The sequence below is a fragment of the Piscinibacter sp. genome, assembly GCF_050175855.1.
Lineage (GTDB): Bacteria > Pseudomonadota > Gammaproteobacteria > Burkholderiales > Burkholderiaceae_C > Piscinibacter.
The window spans coordinates 1-21,592 of sequence record NZ_JBFXIO010000013.1 but is presented as its reverse complement, the minus strand read 5'-3'; the positions used below and the strand labels follow the sequence as shown (position 1 = coordinate 21,592).

The window sequence follows — 21,592 nt, the reverse complement described above, 5'->3', positions numbered from 1 at the left end:
ACCCGAGCGGGGTCGCCATGGCGTGATGCCGTGGCGGCCCCGGCAAGCAGACCACGGGAGCACCCCATGAACAGAGATCTCTCGACCGCGCTGGCCGCCGCGCTGTTGGCGACTGCGCCCACGGCGTTCGGGGCCGGCGATGCCGTGCGCGGCCAACAGCTGTACGAGAGCCGATGCATCGCCTGCCACTCAGTTGAACAGAGCCGCGTCGGGCCGTCCCACCAGGGGGTACTCGGCCGCAGGGCGGGTAGCGTTCCAGGGTACGACTACTCGCCCGCACTGAAGGCCTCCAGGTTGGTCTGGTCCGAAAGGACGCTGGACGCCTGGCTTGCCGACCCGCAGCGCCTGATCCCCGGCCAGAAGATGGGCGTCCAAGTGAAGGACGCCAACGACCGCGCGGACCTGATCGCCTACTTGAAGGCGGTATCCCCGCCATGATCGCGGGCCCGCGTCTGCCTTCCCTCCTGAAGGAGGTGCGTGCCTGCACGATCTGCGCGGCGCACTTGCCGCACGGGCCTCGCCCGGTGCTGCAAGCCGATGTCCGCGCGCGAATCCTCATCGCCGGCCAGGCGCCAGGCAGGAAGGCTCACGCCAGCGGCGTGCCCTTCGATGACGCGAGCGGCGAGCGGCTGCGACGGTGGCTGGGGGTCAGCCGCGAACAGTTCTATGACCCGACGCTGATCGCCATCTTGCCTATGGGATTTTGCTACCCGGCTACCGGAAGCTCCGGCGACCTTCCGCCGCGGCGTGAGTGCGCGCCGCAGTGGCGTGCTCGACTTCTACAAGCCCTGCCCAACATCGAGCTGACGCTGGTCATCGGACTGCACGCGCTGCCCTGGCACCTGCCAGATGCGGCTGCGAACAGCCTGACGGACACCGTGCGTGCTTGGCGAGAGTACTGGCCGGCGGTGCTGCCGCTACCGCATCCGAGCCCGCGCAACAACATCTGGCTCAAGGCGAATCCGTGGTTCGCAGACGAGGTAATGCCCGCGGTTCAGGCCAGGGTTCGCTCGCTCATCTAGGCCAGACGTTCCTCTGTTTTCCGACGGCGGATTCTGATGTGCGGGCAGCTGAGTTTGCCGAGGGATGCTCGTTCCCTGCGGCCTACCGGAGATGGCTCAGAAGTCGGCTTTGCGGCACTCCGATCACTGCGGTGAACTTCGGGTCTGGGTCGGTAGCGGTCGAACGACGGTTCAAGCGCTATCGACAGGACTCGATCTGACGCGGCCGCAGAGGCTCAACCCACCCACATGATCCCCCCGCTGCGCAGAGAACTGGTTCCTGGGGGGCGGTGGTATTCAGTTGGCCTGTTGGTGAACGTGGCGCGCGAGAATGAACTGGGGCGCGCGTATCGTGTGCAAGTGCGCTTCGATTTGCGACTGTGCACTCTCGCAGCACCGCGCCAACACTCCTCTGCCTCGAGCCAGGGTGTTCGAGATCGGAAGCGAACTAGGCAGGAAGCACGACCACATTGGGCGTCGGCATTCCGTTGGAGCTGTTGAACGAACCGGCGAAGTAACACTTCCCACCACCGATGGCCATCGTGGTGACGTACCCTTCGACCACATAGTTCGACGGGACCAAGGTGGCACGGGAGATGCTGAACTTCGCCACCGCCAGGGCCGGCGGATTCCCGCCGCCGAGGTTCATGGCCACGTAGACGAAGTCACCTGCGGCGGCAACGCCCCGGGGGTAGAGCAAGCCACCCGGAGCCCAGGGAAGAAGTGCTCCCGTGGTGGCGTCGACCGCGGCCAGCCCAGCTCTTGTCGCTCCGTTGACGCGATCGAAGCCCCCGATCATGTAGACCACTCCATCGTGCAGCGCGATGTCGCTGACGCCACCGAACCCCGCCGTCGACTGCACGTCGGGTCTCCAGGGAAGTTGAGCGCCGGTGATCGCGTCGAATGCGATGGAGTCAAGGTAGACCGTGGATTCCGTGGCGATAAGCTGGGCGCCGCCCAGGACGCTCGGCCCCCATGGCAACAGCGCTCCGGTCTGAAGGTCGAACGCGGCAAGACCTCCTCTGCTCTGCCCGTCGACGCTCGTCAGACCAGCGACGAACAGACGAGAGCCTGACGCGGCGAGTGTGGAGACAGCCCCTGTGATCTGCGGATTCCAGGCCGTCGCTGCTCCGGTCACCGGGTCGAGCGCCGCAATGCCGCCTCGATCGAACCCACCGATTCGAGTGAACGATCCAGCCGCGTACACGGCCGATGCGGTCACGCACAACTGCCGAACGACGCCCGACTGAACGTTGAAGTCAGTGGCTGGCGCGTCGGGATTCCACGCCAGGACCTGGCCCGTCGCCGTGTCGATGGCGGCGATGTGATGGCGTACCGCGCCGGCCAGCAGGGAGAAGTCGCCTCCGACGAAGACCATCGAACCGTCAGCCTGCATCGTTCGTATCGTCGCTGTCAGGCTGGCCGATAGCCAGGGCCGGGCCGTGGCATCGATCTTCCTGATCGCTGCCGTGGCGGAGAACTCGCTGCTGCCTGGAAGCTTGAACGCGCCGGACACGTAGACGGTGTCGGCATCGACGGCCACGCAGACGGTGCGCGCCGGAAGGCCGAACTCGCCGCTGAGGCCCGGTTCCCAGGCGAGGTCGTTCCCGGAGACGGCATCCACGGCGACCACCCCCTCGTGGTGCCGACCCGACGCCGTCGCGAACGCACCGCCGACGTAGATGACCGGGCCATCCGGCACGATGGTGTAGACCGGAGGTGCTCGGGTGGGATCCAGAGCGACGTCCCAGCTCGTGGCGACGCCCGTCGACGGATCGAGGGCCGCCACGCTGGTGCGCGTCGCTCCGCCGATGGTCACGAACAGCCCCCCGACCAGCACGGCGGATGCCGTCGCCGCGAGGCAGTTGATGGTTGCCGTGCTGCCGTTGAAGTCGGGCGAAGGATTCCACGGCAGCACAGCGCCGGTGCCCGCATCCAGGGCGGCCAGCAACTGTCTCGACTCGGAGCCCATGCGGCTGAAGAAACCGCCGGCATAGACCGTGTTGCCCAGCGCGACCAACTGCCTCACGCCCGAGTTGGCATGGACTGCCCACTTCCGCGTCGTGCCGGTGGCGAGATCGTAGGCCGCGACCACGCCCTGCGATACCTGCGGTCCGCTGACCTCGACGCCGGCCAGGATGATCGACGAGCCACTGATCGCGATCGCCGACGCGCGCATGGACACGGCTCGCCCGAAGGTCGGGTGCAAGGATCCGTCTGCCAGCACGTGCCCCAGCGTCTGGCTCGTGGCACCGATCGCATTGAACGAGCCGACGATGTACCAGCCGCCGCTCCCGTCCGGCAACGCGCCGTCGACGGCCCCGTTGAGCGTGGCGAACTCCGGTATGGCGCCATCGCCGCGCTGCACGGGGACAAAGCATCCCGTGGGGCGGCCGACCTGGTTGAATTCGCCACCGATGTAGAGGACGCTGCCGTCCAAGGAGAGTGCGCTTGCGAGAACCGCGCCGTCCGTGCCGGCAATCGTCATCGGAGCCACTGGGGGAGGCGGAGGCGGCGGAGGTGGCGGGGGCGGAGGAGGTGGCGACGGGGGCGGAGGAGCGGATGCATCGCCACCGGATCCGCCGCCGCCTCCACCACAGGCCACCATGGCGAACGCCGTCCCCAGCAGCACTGCGCGCCGCCCGATCACCGCCGTGACCACCCGCTCGCCACCTCGCTCGTCATCTCGCACGTCATTCCTCCCTGCACGCTTATCGACCGCCGCGTCCTTTCGCTCGAGAAAGGGCCACTGGATCCGCGCCTCGTAGATGCCAGCGCGCTTTGCTTTGTCTACTTCGCGCCGTACATCGGGATGGTAGTGAGAGCCCTCTCGATGCTGCAAGGTGATGCAGTCGCGATTTCGCGCGATTCCAACTCATCGGTTTCCCCAGCAGACTCGAGACAGTCGAAGGCGAAATGTGCTTGAAGCGCCAGCATGTCGCCTGCATCGAGTTTCATGGCGAGCGTTCGGTACCTGTGAGGAGCAACTTCGGCTCAGGGCCGCAAGTGCCATTCGACGAGTACCGGAAGCAGCGCTTCGTCAGGAGTCGTGTTCAACGATCTCCGCCGCTGGCACAGACTGGTGCCTGACCCTTGGGCGGCTCGTCGGGCCACCGGACGACAACGCCAAGAGAGCCTCTGGCCGCAGCGCTCAGGAACCGCGCGAACCCAGATGCCGCTGCAGTACGCTGGCCAAAGCTTCGCTGGTAACGGGCTTGGCCAGGTAGTCGTTCATCCCTGCCGCCTCGCAGCGCTGGCGATCCTCCGCGAGCGCGTGCGCCGTCAGCGCGATGATGGGCACCTGCGCGCGCGGATGACCGGAAGATCGGATGCGCCGCGTTGCCTCGTAGCCGTCCATCACCGGCATCTGGCAGTCCATCAGCACCAGGTCGAAGTCGTGGGCCTGCACGGCCGCCACCGCCTGAGCGCCGTCGTGGGCCAGCGCCACCGTCATGCCCAGCATCTCGAGCATGGCCTGCACCACGAGGCAGTTGACGCTGTTGTCCTCCACGACGAGAACGCGCGCGGGATGGAGCGCGGCCGGGGTGGCTTCCGCTGCAACAGGCGCGGCGTCGAGTGCCGCCTCCAGGGGCACCTCGAACCAGAAGGTGCTGCCACGCCCCGGCGCACTGTCCGCGTGGATGCTGCCGCCCATCAGCTCCACCAGGTTCTTGCAGATCACCAGGCCGAGTCCGCTGCCGCCGAACCGCCGGGTGGTGGAGCTGTCGGCCTGCGAGAAGCGCTGGAAGAGCTGGCCCATCTGGTCGGGCGTCATGCCGATCCCGGTGTCCTCCACCGAGACCCGGATCCAGGGGCGGCCGTCGCCGTCGGGCCGCTCCGCGGGCTCGGCGCGCAAGGTCACGGCGCCGGCGCTCGTGAACTTGAGCGCATTGCCCAGCAGGTTCGTCACCACCTGCCGCAGCCGGGTGGGGTCGCCGCTGACCCGAGGCCATTCCTCGAGCGCGATCGCCGTCCGGACAGTCACGCCGCGCGCGAGGCCGAGCTCGCGGTAGATCGCCGCCAGGCCCGCGAGCAGCTGCGCCGGGTCGAAGTTCACACGCTCCAGCCTGACCTTGCCTTCCTCGATCTTGGACAGGTCGAGGACGTCGCCCAGCAGGCCGTGCAAGGCCTGGGCCGCTGTCGAGATGGCCTGAACGTAGCGCGCCTGCTCCGCATCCAGCCGCGTGGCCTGCAGCAGTTCCGACATGCCCAGGATGCCGTTCATCGGCGTGCGGATCTCGTGGCTCATGTTGGCCAGGAAGCGGCTCTTGGCCTGGCTCGCCTCGACCGCCACCTGGCGCGCCTGCTCGCGCGCCGCGGCCACCGACGCAGCCTCGAGGCGCAGGCGGGTCATCTCCGTCCAGTCACGGCAGCTGCGCCAGCTCTCCTGGGTGAGCACCACGCCGTAGACGATCAGGCTGGCCACCACGATCCACGCATCCTCGTATCCCGACCCGATCGCGTGTGCGATCACCGGCAGCAGCATCGTCAGGAAATTCAGCACGGCCGTTCGCATGCTGCTGACCAGGAGGAACACGCCGATGGCGGTGATGCACATCACGCTGGCGAACAGCAGAACGCCGAGCATGGATTCGCGCACGGCCGGAACGAACACCAGCGCGATGACCCCCCAGCACAGGTTGTCGAGCGTGATCAGCACGTCGAACCGTGCCTGCCAGTAGCCCAGGCGCTCGGCGCGTGACGGATCGCGCTCGAAACGGCCTGTCTCGGTGGCACGCACGGCGCTGATGGCCAGCCGGGCCAGCAGCCAGCCGACCACCCAGCGCGGATCGATGTGCGGCCACATCGCATAGGCTACGATGAGCGAGAACACCACCGCGCCGGCCTGAGGCTGCGGCGCCAGCCGGTAGATCGCGCTGACGCGGGCCAGCGCGAGCTCCGCGTCGATCGAACGCGTGGGCAGCAACGGGGGAGCGTCGGGATGGGAAGTCATGCTGGCGGGCTCGGCTGCCCCGGACGACCTTCCGTCGCGGCGTGCGGCGAGGCCATCGCAATCCAGCATACCGGCACCCGAGGCCGGCATGTGAGGCACACCGGCAGCCGGTTGCGGCATCGTTCACGCCGCCCCGTCCCGCCTCAGCCTGGCACCGTCCATCCGCCGCCGAGCGCGCGGTACACCGCCACGATCGCGCCCAGCGTGCCCTGCTGCGATTGCACCAGCGCATCGCGCGCGGCCAACGCCGTGCGCTCGGCGTCGAGCACGGTGAGCAGGTCGGACGCACCCGCCTCGTAGCGCACGCGGGCCAGGCGCGCGGCTTCCGCCGATTCGCGTGCGGCGTTCTCCAGCCGCGCCGATTGCTGCACGCTGCGCGTATAGGCCAACAGCGCGCCTTCGGTCTCCTCCAGCGCGAGCTGCACCGTCTGTTCCCACTGCACCAGCGCGACTTGAGCGCGCGCCTCGCTGGCCCCGATGCGGTTGCGCACGCGGCCGAAGTCGAGCGCGCTCCAGCTCAGGCTGGCGCCGAGGTTGGTGTTGCGGCCGGCACTGTCGAACAGGTCGGCCGCACGCGTGCTGGTGAAGCCGAGCAGGCCGACCAAGCTGATGCGCGGGTACAGGTCGGCGCGCGCCACGCCGATCGCCGCGGTGGCGGCAGCCAGCTGCCGTTCGGCGACGCGGATGTCGGGCCGGCGCTCCAGCAGGCCCTGCGGCGTGCCGGCGGCCAGCGCCTGCGCGCCCGTGGCCGGCAGGCTGGGCAGCGGCCTGGCCTCGGCCAGCAGCCCCAGCGTGGCGCGCGGCGTGCGCCCGCTGAGCGTGGCGATACGCAGCGCGGTGCGCTCGATCGCGCCTTGCAGCGCCGGCAGCGAAGCCTCGGTGGTCTCGACCAGCGCATTGGCGCGTGCCACGTCCAGCGGCGTGCCGCGGCCGAGGTCGGCACGCGCCTTCACGATGCGCTGCGTCTCGCGCTGGTTGACGAGCGACTCCTGCGCCACGGCCAGGCGCTGCTGAAGCGCGCGCAATGCGAGGTACTGCGTGGCCACCTCGGCCCCCACCAGCCGCTGCGCGGCGAGCACGCCGGCCTCGCCGGCCTGCACCTGGGCGGCGGCCGACTCGCTGGCGCGGCGCGAGCGCCCGAAGAAGTCGAGCTCCCAGTTGAATGCGGCAGAGACACTGAGGACGTCGTCGATCGGAAAGCCGATCTGATTGCCCCGCCCGGCGCCGGCGCCGAGCGAGAGACTCGGCAGCCGGTTCGCGTCGGCCTCGCCGGCCAGCGAACGCACCTCCTGCAGCCGCGCCTGCGCCAGACGCACATCGGTGTTGGCCATCACCGCATCGGCGATCAGCGCATCGAGCACCGGGTCGGCGAAGCCGCGCCAGAACGCCGCGGCGGGTTCGCCGGCAGCCGCCGGCATCACGAAGGCCGGCTCGGCCGCGGCCTGCGGCGCGCGGTAGTCGGGGCCGGCCGCGCAACCGGCCAGCAGCGCGGCAGCAGCGGCGGCGATCAAGGTCTCACGCATGGTCGCCTCCGTGCTGCAGGGCCACGGCCTTGGCATGCGCAGCTGCTTCGCGCCGCTTCTCGGTGAAGCGGCGCAGCACCACGTAGAACACCGGCGTCAGGAACAGACCGAAGAAGGTCACGCCGAGCATGCCGGCGAACACCGCGATGCCCATCGCCTGGCGCATCTCGGCGCCGGCGCCGCTGGACAGGACCAGCGGCACCACGCCGGCGATGAAGGCGATCGAGGTCATCAGGATCGGCCGCAGGCGCAGCCGGCAGGCGTGTACCACGGCGTCGACCAGCTTCTCGCCGCGTTCTTCGAGGTCTTTCGCGAACTCGACGATCAGGATCGCGTTCTTGCACGCCAAGCCGACCAGCACGACGAGTGCCACCTTGGTGAAGATGTTGTTGTCACCCGGAGCACCGAGGAACTGGCTGATCCACACCCCCGTCATCGCCGAGAGGATGCACATCGGCACGATCAGGATGATCGCCAGCGGCAGCGTCCAGCTCTCGTAGGTGGCGGCGAGCACGAGGAACACCAGCAGCACGCACAGCGGGAAGATGTAGGCCATGGTGTTGCCGGCGGTCTTCTCCTGGTAGACGAGGTCGGTCCACTCGTAGCCCAGGCCGCGCGGCAGCGTCTCGGCAAGCAGCTTCTCCATGTGCGCCTGCGCCTGGCCCGAGCTCACGCCGGGCTTGGGCGCGCCGTTGATGTCGGCGGTGAAGTAGCCGTTGTAGCGGCCGACCGCGCCGGGGCCGAAGGTCGGCTTGACGGTCATGATGGCCGACAGCGGCACCATCTGGCCCTTGCTGTTGCGCACCTTCAGGCGGCCGATGTCTTCCGCGGTGGCACGGTGGCCGGCGTCGGCCTGCACGATCACCTGGAAGGTGCGGCCGAAGCGGTTGAAGTCGTTCACGTACAGCGAGCCGAGGTAGGTCTGCATCGTCTCGTACACGTCGGTCAGGCTCACGCCCATCTGCTTGGCCTTGGTGCGGTCGATGTCGGCGAACAGCTGCGGCACGTTGATCTGGTAGTTGCTGAAGAACTGCGTGATCGGGCTGTTCGGGTCGCCATAGACGCGGCCCATCAGCGTCTGCACCGCCTCCTGCAGCGCGCCTTCGCCGAGCGAGCCGCGGTCCTGGATCTGCAGCTTGAAGCCGTCGGCCGCTCCCAGGCCGTTCACGGGCGGCGGAGAGAGCACGAACAGGAAGGCGTCCTGGATCGCGCCGAGCCGCATGTTCACCTGGCCGACGATGGCGTCGGCCGAGAGATCGGGCGTGGTGCGCTTCTCGAACTCGTCGAGGCCGAAGAACACGATGCCGGCGTTCGGGGCGGCGGTGAATCCGTTGATCGACAGGCCCGGGAAGGCCACCGAGTCGCGGATGCCCGGCACGTCCTTGGCGATGGCCGACATGCGCTGCAGCACGTCGGTCGTGCGCTGAAGGCTGGCGCCCTCGGGCAGCTGCGCGATGCCGATCAGGTACTGCTTGTCCTGCTGCGGCACGAAGCCCGGCGGCACGCGCTGGAACAGCAGCACCGTGGCGCCGAGCAGCACGGCGTAGACGACCAGTGCCACCACCTTGCGCTTCGTCACCACCGCCGTCACGCCGTGCGCATAGCGCTCGGAATTGCGCCGGAACAGGCGATTGAACCCGCCGAAGAAGCGGCCGAACACCGCGTTCATCGCACGCGTCAGTGCGTCGGCTGGCACGTCCTTGGGCTTGAGCAGCAAGGCCGCCATCGCCGGCGACAGCGTCAGCGAGTTGAACGCCGAGATCACGGTGGAGATCGCGATGGTCACCGCGAACTGGCGGTAGAACTGGCCTTCCAGGCCGCTGACGAAAGCCAGCGGCACGAACACTGCGCACAGCACCAGGCCGATGGCGATGATCGGCCCGGACACTTCGTGCATCGCGTGCACGGCCGCATCGCGCGGGTTCAGGCCGGCCTCGATGTTGCGCTCGACGTTCTCCACCACCACGATGGCGTCGTCGACCACGATGCCGATGGACAGCACCAGGCCGAACAAGGTCAGCGTGTTGATCGAGAAGCCCAGCGCCAGCAGCACCGCGAAGGTGCCGACGATGGACACCGGCACCGCCAGCAGCGGGATGATCGACGCGCGCCAGGTCTGCAGGAACAGCACGACGACGATCACCACCAGCGCGATCGCCTCGAACAGCGTGGTGACCACCTTCTCGATGGAGGTGCGCACGAAGCGCGTCGGGTCGTAGACGATGTCGTAGTCGACGCCGGGCGGGAAGTCGCGCTGAAGCTCGTCCATCGTCTCGCGCACCGCAGCCGAGAGCGCCAGCGCGTTGGAGTTGGGCGCCTGGAAGATGCCGATCGCCGCGGCTTCCTTGTTGTTCAGCAGCGAGCCGAGCGCGTAGGTGTTCGGCCCCATCTCGACGCGGCCGACGTCCTTGATGCGCACCAGCGAGCCGTCGGCGGTGTCGGCGCTGACGATCACGTCGGCGAACTCGGCCTCGGTGCTGAGCCGCCCCTGCGTGTTGACGGCGAGCTGGAACTCGGTGCGGTTGGGCGCCGGCGGCGCGCCCACCACGCCGGCGGCCACCTGCGCGTTCTGCTCGCGCAGCGCCTTGACCACGTCGGCCGAGGTGAGGTTGCGCGCGGCGAGCTTGGTCGGGTCGAGCCAGATGCGCATCGCATAGTCGCCCGAGCCGAAGGCGATCACCGTGCCGATGCCGGGGATGCGCATCAGCCGGTCGCGCACGTTCAGCGCCGCGTAGTTGCGCAGGTACAGCGCGTCGTAGCGCTCGTCCGGCGACACCATGTGCACCACCATGATGAAGTTCGGCGAGCTCTTCTCGGTGGTCACGCCGATCTGCCGCACGATGTCGGGCAGGCGCGGCAGCGCACGGTTGACGCGGTTCTGCACCTCGGTGGCGGCCACTTCGGGGTCGGTGCCGATCTTGAAGCTGATCGACAGCGTCATCGCACCGTCGGCCGAGGCCTGGCTGCTCATGTAGAGCATGTTCTCGACGCCGTTGATCTGCTCTTCCAGCGGCGTGGCCACCGTCTCGGCGATCACCCGCGGGTTGGCGCCGGGGAACTGCGCGCGCACCACCACCTGCGGCGGCGTGACCTCGGGATACTCGGAGATCGGCAGCCGCTGCAGCGCGATCAGACCGACGAGGAAGATGAGGATCGACAGCACGGCCGCGAAGCGCGGCCGGTCGATGAAGAAGCGCGAGATGTTCATGGCGCGCGCCTCATGACTTCGTCGGAGAGGACGCCGCCGGTGCGCCGGGCGGCGGCGGCTCCACCGGCTGCCCCTGCGCGTCCACTGCCAGCACCTGCGCATTCAGCGGTGCGCCGGGGCGCACGCGCTGAAGTCCGTTGACCACCACCAGCTCGCCGGCCTTCAGCCCGCCGGTGATGACGCGCATGCCGCCGTCCAGCAGCGGCCCGAGCTGAACCACGCGGAACTGCGCGGTCTTGTCGGCGCCGACGACGAACACGTAGCGCTTGGTCTGGTCGGTGCCGATGGCGCGCTCGGGCGTCAGCACCGCCTGCGCCGCCGTGCCGCCAGCCAGGCGCAGCTTCGCGTACAGGCCGGGCACGAAGCGGCGGTCGGCGTTGTCGAACACCGCGCGCACGCGGATCGCGCCGGTGGCCGGGTTCAGGCGGTTGTCGACGAAGTCCACCGAGCCGGCATGCGGAAAGCCGCGCTCGTCGGCCAGCGCCAGCTCGACCTTCGGCATGGCATTGCCCTTGAACTGGCCGCGCACGCGCAGCCAGGCCTGCTCGCTGACGTCGAACCAGGCGTGCACCTTGTTCTGCGCGACGATGCTCGTCAGCACCGGATCACCGGCGCCGACGAGGTTGCCGGCGGTCGCGTTGGCGCGTGACGCGCGGCCGGCGATCGGCGCGCGGATCTGGGTGTACTCGACGTTGAGCTTCGCTGCGGCCACGCCCGCTTCGGCGGCACGCACGGCCGAGGCGGCGTTGCGCGCGGTGGCCTCGGCCTGGTCGGCCTCCTGCTGCGACACTGCTTTCTGCTCGAGCAGCTTGCGGGTGCGCACGAGCTCGGTGTCGGCCAGCGCCGCAGCGTTGCGCGCGGCGGCGAGCTGGGCCTCCAGACGCGCCAGCTCGGCGCTGAAGGGGCGGGGGTCGATGCTGAACATCAGCTCGCCGCGCCGGACCTCCTGGCCATCGCGGAAGTGCACGCGTTGCAGCGTGCCGGCCACCTGCGAGCGCAACTCGACGGTCTCGACCGCCTCGAGGCGGCCGCTGAACTCGTCGTAGAGGGTCACGTCTCGCGCGACAGCGGGCGCGGCGGAGACCGGCGGGGCCATCGGCGGGCCGCCCTGGGCCTCGCTGCGGCTGCAGCCATGGAGCGAAAGGGAGCCGGCAACGGCCAGGGAGAGCGCGAGCGCGCGGACGCCAGGGGTCATGGCCTGTCCTCGAAAGGCAGACCGCCAGCCTCTTGGGCCAGCGGCAGGGTCAGTGGGAGTGCACGCGGGGGCTGGCCGGTGGGCTCGGCGTGCGGGAGACTGCTTGATCCATGCTAACCAAGAATGCGTGCGCTTGCAGGCGACGCCCGCGCACCGCGGCAGTGCGCATCAGAAACGCGCGATCTGCGTCAAGGGCGCGAAGTCGCCGTCACGCTTTTCCTTCCAGGCGGCGATCGCCTCGGCCATCTCGCTGGTGTCGAAGATGGCGCTCTGCAGCAGCGTCATCTGCTGCAGCGATGCAGCTGTGCCGTGGTCGCGCGCGTGGTTGAGCGCGAGCTTGCTGCCAGCCACCGCCAGCGGCGACTTGGCGGCGATCTGGCGCGCCAGCTCCATTGCGTGCGCCAGCGTCGCGTCGGCGTCGGCCAGCACGGCATTGACCAGGCCGGTCTCCAGCGCGCGCTTCGCGTCGACGCGCTCGCCGGTGTAGGCCATCTGCCGCGCCACGCCGGGCGGCACGATCTTGGCCAGCCGCTGCAGGACGCCGAGGTCGGCCATCATGCCGATGTGGATCTCCTGCACGGTGAAGAAGGCATCGGCGCTGCACACGCGGATGTCGCAGGCGGTGGCGAGGTCGAGCGCGCCGCCGATGCAGCCGCCCTGCACGGCGCAGATCACCGGGAAGCGCGCCTCGTCGAGCGCGCTGAAGCAGTCGATCAGCCGGCGCAGCGATTCCTGGAAGCTCAGTCGCGCTCGCGGGCTGCGCGTGTCGAGCATCTGCATCAGCGCGCCGACGGCCTGGCGCTGCGCGTCGGCGTGCGGGTCGCGGCGTTCCTTCGAGGGCGCGCTGTCCGGCGACGCGTTGCCCGCGAAGACGTCGAGCGCCATGCCAGCGCTGAAGTGCTTGCCGGTCGACGAGACCACCAGCACACGCGTGGCCGCGTCGTCCTGCAGGCCGCGTACCGCGTCGCGCAGCGCCGGGAAGAAGGCCGGCGACATGGTGTTCATGCGCTCGGGGCGGCTCAGCTGCAGGTGGGCAACGTGGCCTTCGGTGCGCAGCGTGAAGAAGTCGTTCATGGGGTCTCCAGCAACAGCCCGTCAGGCTAACGCGACAAGGGTCCTTGTCAATACCGGCCGCGACGGCCGCTGCCTACACTCGCGGCCATGCCACCGACCCTGACCTCCGCCGACGGCCTCGCGCTTCACCTGCACCGGTGGCCCTGCGCCGCGCCGCGTGGCACCGTGCTGGTCGTGCACGGCCTGGGCGAGCACGCCGGCCGCTACGGCCACGTGGCCGCGGCGCTCAACGGCTGGGGCTGGAACGTGATCGCCCACGATCACCGCGGCCACGGCCGCAGCGGCGGGGCGCGCGGCCGCATAGCCCGCGACGAGGTGCTGCTCGAAGACCTCGCACTCGTCATCGATGCGGTGCGTGCGCAGCATCCGGGCCGGCTGCTGCTGCTCGGCCACAGCATGGGCGGGCTGATCGCCGCGCGCTTCGTGGCCGAGGCGCTGCGGCCGCAGCCGGCAGCATGGTCGCGCGAGGTCGATGCGCTGGTGTTGTCGTCGCCCGCGCTCGCGGCCGACATGAACGCTGTGCAGAAGCTGCTGCTGGCCACGCTCGGCCGGCTGGCGCCCGACCTCGCAGTCGGCAACGGCCTGAAGCCGGAGTGGGTCTCCCGCGATGCCGCCGTCGTGAAGGCCTATGTGGCCGATCCGCTGGTGCACGATCGCATCACGCCGCGGCTGGCGCGCTTCATCCTCGAGGGCGGCGAGCTCGTGCGCTCGCTGGCGCCGCGCTGGCGCGTGCCCACGCTGCTGATGTGGGCGGGTGCCGACCGTTGCGTGGCGCCGCGCGGCAGCGCCGCGTTCGCGGCGGCCGCGCCGGCCGCGGTGTTGCAGGCGCAGGCATTCGAGGGCCTGGCCCACGAGATCTTCAACGAGCCCGAGCGCGCGCAGGTGATCGAGCGCCTCGGCGCGTGGATCGCGCAGCGCGGCTGAGCCGGTCCTACACTTGCCGCTCCCATCCGGAACCGGAGCCGCCCCATGAACGCCCGTGACCCGCTGCTGCCGCTGCAGCCCGACGAATCGTCCGCGATTGCCGCCTTTGCGGAGCAGGTCTGGGACGAGCAGATCGTCCCGGCACTGACCGACTACATCGCCATTCCCGCCAAGAGCCCGATGTTCGACGCCGAGTGGGCGCAGCACGGCCACATCGAGCGCGTGGTGCGCGACGCGGCGACCTGGGTCGAGGGGCGCAAGATCACCGGCCTGAAGCTGGAAGTGATCCGCCTCGAAGGCCGCACGCCGGTGATCTTCTTCGAGGTGCCTGCCACCCGGGCCGGCAGCACCGACACCATCTGCCTGTACGGCCACCTCGACAAGCAGCCGGAGTTCAACGGCTGGCGCAACGACCTCGGCCCCTGGACGCCCAAGTACGAGAACGGCCTGCTCTACGGCCGCGGCGGCGCCGACGACGGCTACGCCATCTACGCCAGCATCACCGCCATCGAGGCGCTCGACCGGCAGGGCATCCCGCGGCCGCGCTGCGTCGGCCTGATCGAGACCTGCGAGGAAAGCGGCTCCTTCGACCTTCCGGCCTACATCGACGTGCTCAAGCCGCGGCTGGGCAACGTGGCGCTGGTGGTCTGCCTGGACAGCGGGGCCGGCAACTACGACCAGCTCTGGCTCACCACCAGCCTGCGCGGCAACGTCACCGGCACGCTGAAGGTGGAGATCCTCACCGAGGGCGTGCACTCGGGCGACTCCAGCGGACTGGTGCCGTCGAGCTTCCGCATCCTGCGCCAGGTGCTCGACCGGCTGGAGGATTCGAAGACCGGCGAGCTGCTGCCGGGCAGCTTCCACTGCGAGATTCCGTCCGATCGCCTCGAGCAGGCGCGCGCCACCGCGGCCATCCTCGGCGACGAGGTGTGGAAGCGCTTCCCCTGGGCCTGCGGCGCCGACGGTGGCCCGACGCTGCCGACCACCACCGACCCGACGCAGGCGCTGCTCAACCGCACCTGGAAACCGACGCTGTCGGTCACCGGCGCCGACGGCTTTCCCGAGCTGCGCAACGCCGGCAACGTGCTGCGGCCCTACACCGCCTTCAAGCTGTCGCTGCGGCTGCCGCCGCTGGTCGACGGCAACCGCGCCGCGGCCGAGCTCAAGACGCTGCTGGAGGACAACGCACCGTACAACGCGCGCGTCACCTTCAACGCCGATGGCCGCGTCGGCGCGATGGGCGCATCGGGCTGGAATGCGCCGAGCCTGGCGTCGTGGATGGAAGACGCGCTTCACGCCGCCTCGCGCCTTCACTTCGGCGCGCCCTGCGGCTTCATCGGGCAGGGCGGCACGATCCCGCTGATGGGCATGCTGCAGCAGGGCTTCCCGCAGGCCCAGATGATGGTCTGCGGCGTGCTCGGGCCGAAGAGCAATGCCCACGGCCCGAACGAGTTCCTGCATGTGCCCTACGGCAAGAAGTTGACGGCGGCGGTGGCACAAGTGATGGCCGCCTGCCCCTGAGCGGCGCTTCCGTGAAACGCGCCACAACAGCGGGGAAGACGGCGCGCTGATCGGGCGTTCGCGACGGGCCGGTCGCCCCTCTAATCGGGGTTCCGTTCCGCCGAACCTGCCCGATGGCCAAGCTCTCGCCCGCTCCTGCCCACGCCGCCGCTGCCGCCTCCGGCGCCGACACGCGCCGCACCCTGCTCGTCGTCGCCGTGGTCACGGCGCTGATCTCCGTGCCGGTGGGTGTGTCGGTGGGCATGTCGTGGATCGACATGCCCTGGTCGGACCCATCGCCCAGCCGCGCGGCGCCCGACTGGGTGACGCTGCCGACGGTGCGCGCCAGTACTTCCGACGGCACGGTGGTCAAGGCGCGCGTCGCGCTCGACGTGCCCGATAGCGGCGCGAAGTCCACCATCCAGCGCAACGTGCAGCAAGTAGGCCTGCTGCTCGAAGTCAGCATCGCGCAGCAGACGCGCGCTCAGATCGGCTCGGCCCAGGGCATTCCGCGGCTGGCCGAGGACATGCGCGACCGGCTCAATGCCTATCTCTACAGCGACGGAGACGAGCCGGCGGTCAAATCGGTGGCGATCCAGGATCTGCTGGTCAAGCCGCAGTAGTCAATCCGCAACGACCAGGCCGAGCAGCGAGCGCGCCACTGCCTCGGCCACCTCGATGCCGTCGACGCCGGCGGACATGATCCCGCCCGCATAGCCTGCGCCCTCGCCCGCCGGGTACAGGCCCTTCACGTTCACGCTCTGCCCATCGCGACCGCGCGTGATGCGCAGCGGCGACGAAGTGCGCGTCTCCACGCCGGTGAGCACTGCATCGGGCATCGCGAATCCGCGGATCTGCCGCTCGAAGGCGGGCAGCGCCTCGCGGATCGCCTCGATCGCGTAGGGCGGCAGGCTCTCGTTGCCACGCTCGCCGAGGTTCGTCGGCCGCACGCCGGGCTTGTACGAGGGCACCACCGACTCGAAGCCGCGCGACGGCCGGTCGGCCAGAAAGTCGGCCAGGCGCTGTCCCGGCGCGTCGTAGTTCTCGCCGCCGAGCACGAAGGCACGCGACTCCAGCGCGCGCTGGAAGGCGATGCCGTCCAGCGGGCTCACCGGGCCGCTGTCGTCGCCCTTGCGGCCGTCCTGCCGGTAGTCGGCCGGCGCGATGCCGACCACGATGCCCGCATTGGCGTTGCGCTCGTTACGCGAGTACTGGCTCATGCCGTTGGTGACCACGCGCCCCGGCTCGGAGGTGGCCGCCACCACCGTGCCGCCGGGGCACATGCAGAAGCTGTAGACCGAGCGGCCGTTCTTCGCGTGGTGCACCAGCTTGTAGTCGGCCGCGCCGAGCAGCGGGTGGCCGGCGTTCGGGCCGAAGCGGGCGCGGTCGATCACCGACTGCGGATGCTCGATGCGAAAGCCCACCGAGAACGGCTTGGGCTCCATGAACACGCCGCGCTCGTGCAGCATGGCGAAGGTGTCGCGCGCGCTGTGGCCGAGCGCGAGGATCACGTGGTCGGCGTCGATCTGCGTGCCGTCGTCGAGCTGCACGCCGCGGACGCGGCCGGCCTCGATGCGGATGTCGGTGACGTGGCTCCTGAAGCGGATCTCGCCGCCGAGCGCCTCGATCTCCGCGCGCATCTTCTCGATCATCGAGACGAGCCGGAAGGTGCCGATGTGCGGCTTGCTGACGTAGAGGATCTCCTCCGGCGCGCCGGCCTTGACGAACTCGGTGAGCACCTTGCGCGTGAGGTGGCGCGGGTCGCTGATCTGGCTCCACAGCTTGCCGTCGGAGAAGGTGCCGGCGCCACCCTCGCCGAACTGCACGTTCGACTCCGGGTTGAGCTCGCGGCGCCGCCACAGGCCCCAGGTGTCCTGGGTGCGCTCGCGCACCGCCTTGCCGCGTTCCAGCACGATCGGCCGCAGGCCCATCTGCGCCAGGATCAGCGCGGCGAACAGGCCGCAGGGGCCGAATCCGATCACCAGCGGCCGCAGCGGCTGCGCGGCGGCGTAGTCGGCCGGCAGCTCGGCCACGAAGCGGTAGCGCGTGTCCGGCGCCGGGCGGATGTGCGGGTCACCGGCATGGCTCGCCAGCACCGCGGCTTCGTCGTCGACCTCGCAGTCCAGCGTGTAGACGAGCACGATGTCGCTCTTGCGGCGGGCGTCGTAGCCGCGGCGGAACATCTCCATGCGTTTCAGCGCCGCGTCGGCGATGCCCAGCCGCGCGAGCACCGCTTCGCGCAGCGCGGGCTCGGGGTGGTTCAGCGGCAGGCGCAGTTCGGTGATTCGCAGCATGGGCTCGTATTGTCGTTCGCAGCCCGGACCGCGCATGACAAAGGCCGCCCGGAGGCGGCCTGGTCGGTCAGTGCGGAAGGAGCGTTCGGAACTCAACCGCCAACGTAGTCCGTATTGATCTTGCCGGCACGGGCGGCGGCGCGACCTTCGGCGCGCACCTCGTCGCGGTCACGCGAGGCGCTGAGCTCGATCGCACCGGCGCGGGCGGCAAAGGCCTGCTGCTTCACGCCGCCGTAGCTCTCGTTGGCGTAGGCCAGCTCCCCGGCAGCGCGGGCACGGGTGAATTCGGCCTGCACTTCGGCGCGGGTCAGCTGGCCCTTGGGAGCGACGACCTGCTCGGCCTCGACGGCGAAGGCGGAGGTGCCGATGGCGGCGAAGAGGGCGGCGGCGATGACTTGCTTGCGGTTCATGGTGTGTTCCTTTCGGGATCAGCGTTTCGGTGAGGTGAACTGTAGGCATTGCATGTTGATCAATAAACCGCATACGATCCAACACGGCATTGCCGAAACGGAAACAATCGCATGGACCGACTCCACTCGATGCGGGCTTTCGCCCGCGTGATCGACGCGGGCAGCTTCGCCGGCGCGGCGCGAGAGATGAACCTCTCGCCGGCCGTGGTCACACGCCTGGTGGCCGACCTCGAGGAGCACCTCGGCGCGCGGCTGATCAACCGCACCACACGGCGCCTGGCGCTCACCGACATCGGCGAGGCCTACCTGGAGCGCGTGCGCGCCATCCTCACCGAGGTGGAAGAAGCCGAGGCGCTGGCCAGCGCGGCGGCCAGCGAGCCGCGCGGGCACCTGCGCGTGCTGGCGCCACCGGCCTTCGCGGTGCACCAGCTCGCCAAGCACCTGCCGGCCTTCCACGCGCAGTACCCGAAGGTGACGATCGAGCTCGCCGCGCCGGGCCCGGTGGAGAGCCTCGACGAGACTTTCGATGTCACCATCCTGTCGGTGGCGCGGCGTCCGCTGGACGGCGATTTCGTCGCCCGGCGGCTGGCCAGGAGCGAGGTGATCGCCTGCGCCTCACCGGCCTATCTCGACCGCCGCGGCAGGCCCGAACATCCATCCGAACTCACCGGGCACGACGCGATGATGCCGGCCGTGCTGCGCGAGCTGAGCTTCAGCCGCGGCGTCGTCGGCGACGACGAGCCGGCCGGCGACATCGTCACCCTCACGCCACCTCGGCCGGTGCTGGGCACCACCCACATCGACATGCTCTACGCCGCCGCGCTGCACGGACTGGGCATTGCCGGGCTGCCGTCGTTCGTGGCCGAGGACGCGCTGCGCGAGGGCGCGCTGGAGCGGGTGCTGCCGCAATGGCGGCTGTTCGAGGCACGCCTGTATGCCGCCATGCCGACGCGCAAGCACGTGCCGGCGCGCACGCGCGCCTTCGTCGACTTCCTGGTGCAGGTCTTCGGCGGGGAAGACCGCGATCCGTGGCTGATCGCGGCGGGCTGCGAGACGCAACCGACGGCTCAGTAGAAGGCGTCCACCCGCTCGGTGCCCATCAAGGGCTCGAGCAGCCGCGCCAGCGGGCCGAGGCCGTTGTAGCGCGTGGCCACCTTGTGCGCGTAGGTGAAGAAACGCGGCAGGTCCTCGCTGTATTTCGGCTTGCCGTCGCGGTGCTTCAGGCGGCAGAAGATGCCCAGCACCTTGAGGTGGCGCTGCAGGCCCATCCACTCGAGCTGGCGCCAGAACTCGCCGAAGTCGCCGTCCACCGGCAACCCGGCCTTGCGCGCCGCCTCCCAGTAGCGCACCGCCCAGTCGATCTCCTGCTCCTCGTCCCACGAGATGAAGGCGTCGCGCAGCAGCGAGGCCACGTCGTAGCTGATCGGTCCGCGCACCGCATCCTGGAAGTCGAGGATGCCCGGGTTGGGCTCGGCCACCATCAGGTTGCGCGGCATGTAGTCGCGGTGCACGGCCACCGCGGGCTGGGCCAGTGCGCTGCGCACCAGCAGGTCGCACGCGGCCTGCCAGTGCTGCTGCTGCGTGTCGCTCCAGGTGACGCCGTACTGGCGCGCCACGCACCAGTCGGGGAAGAGCGACAGTTCGCGGCGCAGCAGTGCGTCGTCGTAGGGCGGCAGGCCGCTGGCATCGGCGCGCGACTGCCACTGCACCAGCGCGGCGATGGCGGCGCGCATCAGCGCATCGACGTGCCGGCCGTCGCCGCGGGCCACCGCGGCGTTCAGTTCGTCGAGGTACAGGCGCGAGCCGAGGTCGGTCAGCAGCAGGAAGCCCTGCGCGACGTCCTGCTCGAGCACCTGCGGTGCATGCAGCCCGGCGGACTGCAGCAGGGCAGCCACCGCCACGAAGGCGCGCACGTCTTCCTGCGGCGGCGGGGCGTCCATGACGATGAAGCTGGCGCCCTGGCCCTCGATGCGGAAGTAGCGGCGGAAGCTGGCGTCGCTGGAGGCGCTGCGCAGGGTGCGGCTGTCCAGGCTGCGGCGCGCCGCCGCGCCGGCGAGCCAGCGCTCGAAGGCGTCGCGGCGCGTGGCGTCATGCCAGGTGATCGATGCGGGAGTCGGGGGGGTGGTCAAGGCGGTGGCGGCCGAGGGGCCTCGTGGATAATTCATTCTACAAACCACCCCCGCCGTCCCGCGGCCGTGCGGCCTCCAGCCGTTCGTGCCGGCGAAGTTGCACGGTGCCTCGCTCTCCTTGCTGCACGTGCCTTCTCCGCCTCGCCCGACCCTGCCTCGCCACTGGCGGCTCGCGCCGCTGGCCCTGGCCATGGCGGCGGCCGGCGCAGCGCGCGCGCAGGAACTCCCCGAGCCGACGCTGGCGCTGAAGCCGGCCACCGAGCTGAAGCCGCTGCCGCGCGGCGAGGGCGCCAAGGTGCTGCCGATCATCCTGCGCGCCCGCGAGCTGCGCGGCCGGCCCGACCTGGAGACGGTGGCCGAAGGCGAGGCCGAATTCCGCCGCGGCGGCCTGGTGCTCAGCGCCGACAGCCTGCGCTACGACCATGCGGAAGACCTCGCGCTGGCGCGCGGCAACGTGCGCATCAGCCGCGACGGCAACGTCTACAGCGGGCCCGAGCTGCAGCTGCACGTGCAGCGCTTCGAGGGCTTCTTCCTCGAGCCGAGCTACCGCTTCGGGCGCACCGGCGCGGGCGGGACGGCCCGTCGCATCGACTTCCTCGACGAGCAGCGCGCCATCGCCAGCGGCGCCACCTACACCAGCTGCCCGAGCGACGGCAGCGGCGGGCCGGCCTGGCTGCTCGCCACCGACCGGGTGAAGATGGACTTCGAGGCCAACGAGGGCATCGCCGAGAACGCGGTGCTGCGCTTCTACGGCGTGCCCATCCTCGGCGCACCGGTGCTGAGCTTTCCGCTCACCGACGAGCGCAAGTCGGGCTGGCTGCCGCCGTCGATCAACCTCGACAGCAAGAGCGGCCTGCAGTTCTCGATCCCCTGGTACTGGAACATCGCCCCCAACCGCGACGCCACGCTCACGCCGACGGTGTCGGCCAAGCGCGGCTTCGGCGGCGAAGCCGAGTTCCGCTACCTGGAGCCGGGTTTCCAGGGCAAGGCCAACGTGCACCTGCTGCCCAACGATCGCCTGACCGGCCAGGCGAGGCATGCGCTGAACCTCTCGCACGAGGGCACGCTGCCGCTGGGTGCGAGTTTCAGCTTCAACGGGCTGCGCGTTTCCGACGACGCCTACTGGAAGGACTTCCCGCGCGCCGTGCCCAGCATCACCCCGCGGTTGCTGCTGGCCGACCTCGCAGCGCGCCGCGACTTCAACGGCTGGATCAGCTACGCCCGCGTGCACCGCTGGCAGGTGCTGCAGGACGACGCCAGCCGCATCGAGTCGCCCTACGACCGCGCACCGCAGGTCGGCGTGCGCGGCCTGCAGCGCTTCGGCGGCTTCGAATTCGCGCTGGAGACCGAGCTCAACCGCTTCACCGAGCCCGACAACGG

Annotated in this window: 16 protein-coding genes; 7 read left to right on the top strand and 9 right to left on the bottom strand. The window is 70.0% G+C overall.

The window, feature by feature from the left end; genetic code table 11:
- The first annotated feature begins 66 nt into the window (after nt 1–66).
- Together AB7U92_RS02340 and AB7U92_RS02335 are read left to right on the top strand one after the other, a co-directional pair.
- Nucleotides 67–438: a c-type cytochrome gene (locus AB7U92_RS02340; RefSeq protein ID WP_428574331.1), complete on the top strand. Its 372-nt coding sequence runs from the start codon at nt 67–69 to the stop codon at nt 436–438.
- Nucleotides 435–1,022, top strand: a complete 588-nt coding sequence (locus AB7U92_RS02335; RefSeq protein WP_428574329.1) for a uracil-DNA glycosylase family protein — start codon at nt 435–437, stop codon at nt 1,020–1,022. Before AB7U92_RS02340 ends, AB7U92_RS02335 begins: the two co-directional genes overlap by 4 nt.
- Nucleotides 1,023–1,449: 427 nt before the next feature.
- Here AB7U92_RS02335 and AB7U92_RS02330 read toward each other — a convergent pair whose 3' ends face one another.
- The 6 genes from AB7U92_RS02330 to AB7U92_RS02305 all read right to left on the bottom strand — a co-directional run bounded on the left by AB7U92_RS02330 (nt 1,450) and on the right by AB7U92_RS02305 (nt 12,955).
- Nucleotides 1,450–3,489 carry a PQQ-binding-like beta-propeller repeat protein gene (locus AB7U92_RS02330; RefSeq protein ID WP_428574327.1) on the bottom strand — a complete coding sequence of 680 codons (2,040 nt, stop codon included), beginning with the start codon at nt 3,487–3,489 and terminating at the stop codon, nt 1,450–1,452.
- A gap of 663 nt (nt 3,490–4,152) precedes the next feature.
- On the bottom strand, nt 4,153–5,955 hold the full coding sequence (locus tag AB7U92_RS02325; protein ID WP_428574325.1) for an ATP-binding protein: 1,803 nt from the start codon (nt 5,953–5,955) through the stop codon (nt 4,153–4,155).
- A 143-nt stretch (nt 5,956–6,098) separates the two neighbouring features.
- Nucleotides 6,099–7,478 (bottom strand): efflux transporter outer membrane subunit, encoded by a 1,380-nt coding sequence (locus tag AB7U92_RS02320; RefSeq protein ID WP_428574323.1) that lies wholly within the window; start codon nt 7,476–7,478, stop codon nt 6,099–6,101.
- Nucleotides 7,471–10,686, bottom strand: coding sequence for an efflux RND transporter permease subunit (locus AB7U92_RS02315; RefSeq protein WP_428574321.1), 3,216 nt, complete (start codon nt 10,684–10,686; stop codon nt 7,471–7,473). The genes AB7U92_RS02320 and AB7U92_RS02315 overlap by 8 nt, the downstream gene beginning before the upstream one ends.
- 10 nt (nt 10,687–10,696) lie before the next feature.
- A complete protein-coding gene (locus AB7U92_RS02310) occupies nt 10,697–11,881 on the bottom strand; it encodes an efflux RND transporter periplasmic adaptor subunit (RefSeq protein WP_428574318.1) in 1,185 nt (394 codons plus the stop codon).
- A gap of 168 nt (nt 11,882–12,049) precedes the next feature.
- Nucleotides 12,050–12,955, bottom strand: a complete 906-nt coding sequence (locus tag AB7U92_RS02305) for an enoyl-CoA hydratase-related protein (RefSeq protein WP_428574316.1) — start codon at nt 12,953–12,955, stop codon at nt 12,050–12,052.
- An 87-nt stretch (nt 12,956–13,042) separates the two neighbouring features.
- Here AB7U92_RS02305 and AB7U92_RS02300 point away from each other — a divergent pair, with 87 nt between their 5' ends.
- The 3 genes from AB7U92_RS02300 to AB7U92_RS02290 all read left to right on the top strand — a co-directional run bounded on the left by AB7U92_RS02300 (nt 13,043) and on the right by AB7U92_RS02290 (nt 16,002).
- Nucleotides 13,043–13,879: an alpha/beta hydrolase gene (locus AB7U92_RS02300; RefSeq protein WP_428574314.1), complete on the top strand. Its 837-nt coding sequence runs from the start codon at nt 13,043–13,045 to the stop codon at nt 13,877–13,879.
- A gap of 45 nt (nt 13,880–13,924) precedes the next feature.
- Nucleotides 13,925–15,400 carry a M20 family metallopeptidase gene (locus AB7U92_RS02295; RefSeq protein ID WP_428574312.1) on the top strand — a complete coding sequence of 492 codons (1,476 nt, stop codon included), beginning with the start codon at nt 13,925–13,927 and terminating at the stop codon, nt 15,398–15,400.
- A gap of 113 nt (nt 15,401–15,513) precedes the next feature.
- Entirely contained in the window at nt 15,514–16,002 is a 489-nt protein-coding gene (locus tag AB7U92_RS02290; protein ID WP_428574310.1) for a flagellar basal body-associated FliL family protein, read from the top strand.
- Here AB7U92_RS02290 and AB7U92_RS02285 read toward each other — a convergent pair whose 3' ends face one another.
- The gene (locus AB7U92_RS02285; RefSeq protein WP_428574308.1) at nt 16,003–17,673 is read right to left on the bottom strand and encodes an NAD(P)/FAD-dependent oxidoreductase; all 1,671 of its coding nucleotides are present in this window, start codon (nt 17,671–17,673) and stop codon (nt 16,003–16,005) included. It abuts the gene before it with no gap.
- Nucleotides 17,674–17,765: 92 nt separating this feature from the next.
- Entirely contained in the window at nt 17,766–18,083 is a 318-nt protein-coding gene (locus AB7U92_RS02280) for a DUF4148 domain-containing protein (protein ID WP_428574306.1), read from the bottom strand.
- A 111-nt stretch (nt 18,084–18,194) separates the two neighbouring features.
- Here AB7U92_RS02280 and AB7U92_RS02275 point away from each other — a divergent pair, with 111 nt between their 5' ends.
- Nucleotides 18,195–19,157, top strand: coding sequence for a LysR family transcriptional regulator (locus AB7U92_RS02275; protein WP_428574304.1), 963 nt, complete (start codon nt 18,195–18,197; stop codon nt 19,155–19,157).
- On the opposite strand, the gene AB7U92_RS02270 is transcribed toward AB7U92_RS02275, so the two are convergent.
- Nucleotides 19,151–20,248: an aminoglycoside phosphotransferase family protein gene (locus AB7U92_RS02270; RefSeq protein WP_428574302.1), complete on the bottom strand. Its 1,098-nt coding sequence runs from the start codon at nt 20,246–20,248 to the stop codon at nt 19,151–19,153. The two genes, AB7U92_RS02275 and AB7U92_RS02270, sit on opposite strands and share 7 nt — an antisense overlap.
- A gap of 91 nt (nt 20,249–20,339) precedes the next feature.
- Between AB7U92_RS02270 and AB7U92_RS02265 the strand changes: the two genes are divergently transcribed.
- Nucleotides 20,340–21,592: LPS-assembly protein LptD (locus AB7U92_RS02265; protein ID WP_428574300.1), on the top strand; the 1,253-nt coding region annotated here is incomplete at its 3' end.

Excerpts from the sequence above, each read along its gene's own strand:
- AB7U92_RS02320 (WP_428574323.1), bottom strand. The coding sequence starts at position 7,478 with ATGCGTGAGACCTTGATCGCCGCCGCTGCTGCCGCGCTGCTGGCCGGT.
- AB7U92_RS02305 (WP_428574316.1), bottom strand. The coding sequence starts at position 12,955 with ATGAACGACTTCTTCACGCTGCGCACCGAAGGCCACGTTGCCCACCTG.
- AB7U92_RS02315 (WP_428574321.1), bottom strand. The coding sequence starts at position 10,686 with ATGAACATCTCGCGCTTCTTCATCGACCGGCCGCGCTTCGCGGCCGTG.
- AB7U92_RS02300 (WP_428574314.1), top strand. The coding sequence starts at position 13,043 with ATGCCACCGACCCTGACCTCCGCCGACGGCCTCGCGCTTCACCTGCAC.
- AB7U92_RS02325 (WP_428574325.1), bottom strand. The coding sequence starts at position 5,955 with ATGACTTCCCATCCCGACGCTCCCCCGTTGCTGCCCACGCGTTCGATC.
- AB7U92_RS02340 (WP_428574331.1), top strand. The coding sequence starts at position 67 with ATGAACAGAGATCTCTCGACCGCGCTGGCCGCCGCGCTGTTGGCGACT.
- AB7U92_RS02310 (WP_428574318.1), bottom strand. The coding sequence starts at position 11,881 with ATGACCCCTGGCGTCCGCGCGCTCGCGCTCTCCCTGGCCGTTGCCGGC.
- AB7U92_RS02285 (WP_428574308.1), bottom strand. The coding sequence starts at position 17,673 with ATGCTGCGAATCACCGAACTGCGCCTGCCGCTGAACCACCCCGAGCCC.
- AB7U92_RS02335 (WP_428574329.1), top strand. The coding sequence starts at position 435 with ATGATCGCGGGCCCGCGTCTGCCTTCCCTCCTGAAGGAGGTGCGTGCC.
- AB7U92_RS02330 (WP_428574327.1), bottom strand. The coding sequence starts at position 3,489 with ATGACGATTGCCGGCACGGACGGCGCGGTTCTCGCAAGCGCACTCTCC.
- AB7U92_RS02290 (WP_428574310.1), top strand. The coding sequence starts at position 15,514 with ATGGCCAAGCTCTCGCCCGCTCCTGCCCACGCCGCCGCTGCCGCCTCC.
- AB7U92_RS02275 (WP_428574304.1), top strand. The coding sequence starts at position 18,195 with ATGGACCGACTCCACTCGATGCGGGCTTTCGCCCGCGTGATCGACGCG.
- AB7U92_RS02280 (WP_428574306.1), bottom strand. The coding sequence starts at position 18,083 with ATGAACCGCAAGCAAGTCATCGCCGCCGCCCTCTTCGCCGCCATCGGC.
- AB7U92_RS02295 (WP_428574312.1), top strand. The coding sequence starts at position 13,925 with ATGAACGCCCGTGACCCGCTGCTGCCGCTGCAGCCCGACGAATCGTCC.
- AB7U92_RS02270 (WP_428574302.1), bottom strand. The coding sequence starts at position 20,248 with ATGAATTATCCACGAGGCCCCTCGGCCGCCACCGCCTTGACCACCCCC.